Origin of the sequence: Variovorax sp. J22R115 (assembly GCF_030317005.1) — a bacterium.
In the GTDB taxonomy this organism is placed as follows: Bacteria; Pseudomonadota; Gammaproteobacteria; order Burkholderiales; family Burkholderiaceae_C; genus Variovorax.
In genome coordinates this window covers 1-1,861 of the sequence record NZ_JASZYM010000052.1, presented here as the reverse complement: position 1 = coordinate 1,861, position 1,861 = coordinate 1, and the positions used below count along the sequence as shown (strand labels likewise).

General features: G+C 63.8%; 1 protein-coding gene. It reads left to right on the top strand.

The window, feature by feature from the left end:
* Window positions 1–485 precede the first annotated feature (485 nt).
* A complete protein-coding gene (gene ltrA / locus QTI04_RS34125) occupies window positions 486–1,772 on the top strand; it encodes a group II intron reverse transcriptase/maturase (RefSeq protein ID WP_286619631.1) in 1,287 nt (428 codons plus the stop codon).
* Window positions 1,773–1,861 lie beyond the last annotated feature (89 nt).

The window sequence follows — 1,861 nt, the reverse complement described above, 5'->3', positions numbered from 1 at the left end:
TTTTTCATGGTGCGCCCAGCATGGGCGCCATCCCGGAGGTGCAAGTCCTCCCGCGAGCTGGCCACAGCAAGCGAAGCGAAGCGCAACTGCGTGAGGGCGACCGAGCGTGGGAAGGAAGCGTGAAGCGTAAACCGCGAGTCGAGGAACACGAAGCGCATATGAGGCGGCGCCAAGCAGGGCGAGCAGGCCATGGACTGCGAAGCTCTCGTGGCCAAAGCGAGGCGACGTAGATGCGACGACTGTGCGGCGAAGGATGGCGTTCTTACCTGGGGAGATCTCGCTTGACGCCTGAAAGGGCGACGGTGTCCAACCGGAGCGAGAAGTCAGCAGAGGCCGTAGTAGTCCGGGCGACCTGACGAAGGGCCGAACGAGAAGAACAGTCACGAGACATGACGCTTGGTGAGGCAACGCATCAGAAGCTCGGGAAGCCACAGGGCGGACCGGGGCACACGGTGGGGAGGCGCAGTGAAGCTGCGTCTGAAGCCATGAGCGATGAAGCCACGCTGGCGCGGCATGCACAAACGGACTGCGGGGCCACAGACCTGCTAGGGCAGGCATTGGCCAGAGAGAACATGGCGCGCGCATGGAAACGCGTGCGGGCCAACAAGGGGAGCGCTGGCGTCGATGGACGCACAGTGCAAGAAACGGGCGACCACCTCAAGACAGCGTGGCCTGACATCCGAAGAAGGCTGCTCGACGGCAGCTACCGGCCCGAGCCGGTGCGCCGTGTGGGCATACCCAAGCCGGGTGGCGGGGTGCGCGAACTGGGGATACCGACCGTGGTGGACAGACTGATCCAGCAAGCGTTACTGCAGGTATTGCAACCGCTCATCGACCCGACGTTCAGCGAGCACAGCTATGGCTTCCGGCCGGGGCGCAGCGCGCATGGCGCGGTGTTGGAAGCGCAGCAGTATGTACAGGCGGGCTACGGGGTCGTGGTAGATGTGGATTTGGAGAAATTCTTCGACCGCGTGAACCACGACATCCTGATGGACCGCCTAGCAAAGCGGATAGCGGACAAGCGGGTACTGCGGTTGATTCGCCGCTACTTGCAAGCGGGGATCCTGGTGCACGGCGTGCACAGCGAACGGTTCGAAGGTACGCCGCAAGGTGGGCCGCTGAGCCCGCTGCTGGCCAACGTGCTGCTGGACGAGGTCGATCGAGAGCTGAAGCGGCGCGGACACAAGTTCGTGCGCTATGCAGACGATTGCAACGTCTACGTCAGGAGCCAGCGGGCGGGGGAGCGGGTGCTGCAATCACTGCGCGGCTGCTACGCGAAGCTGGCGCTGAAGGTCAATGAGTCCAAGACGGCCGTGGGCGAAGTCTGGGGGCGCAAGTTCCTGGGCTATTGCCTGTACGTCACGTCCAAAGGCGAAGTCAAGCGAGCGGTGGCGGATCAGGCCATGCACAAACTGCGTGAGCGCATCCGGCAGCTGACGCGACGCCTCAAGGGGCGCAGCCTCGAACAGATCGCATCTGAGCTACAAGGCTACGTGCCGGGCTGGAAGTCGTACTTCCGGTTGGCGCAGACCCCGAAGGTCATGCGCGAACTCGATGAATGGCTGCGACACCGGCTGCGGTCCGTCCAGCTCAAACAATGGCGGCGGGGGACGACGATGTTCCGCGAGCTTCGCAAGCTGGGCGCTACCGTGGAGGTGGCCGCAAGGATTGCCGGCAACGCGAGACGTTGGTGGCACAACAGCCGCTTGGGTTTGAACCGGGTAATGCCCGTAAGCTACTTCGACGCCTTGGGAGTCCCCAGATTCTCCTGACCTCAACTTCTCGAACCGCCCGGTGCGGACCCGCACGCCGGGTGGTGTGGGAGGGGTCCGGTCTTCGTTGACCGGCCCCTATCCCGATC

Bases quoted from the DNA above. Each gene is read 5' to 3' on its own strand.
- ltrA (WP_286619631.1), top strand. From the start codon at position 486: ATGAGCGATGAAGCCACGCTGGCGCGGCATGCACAAACGGACTGCGGG.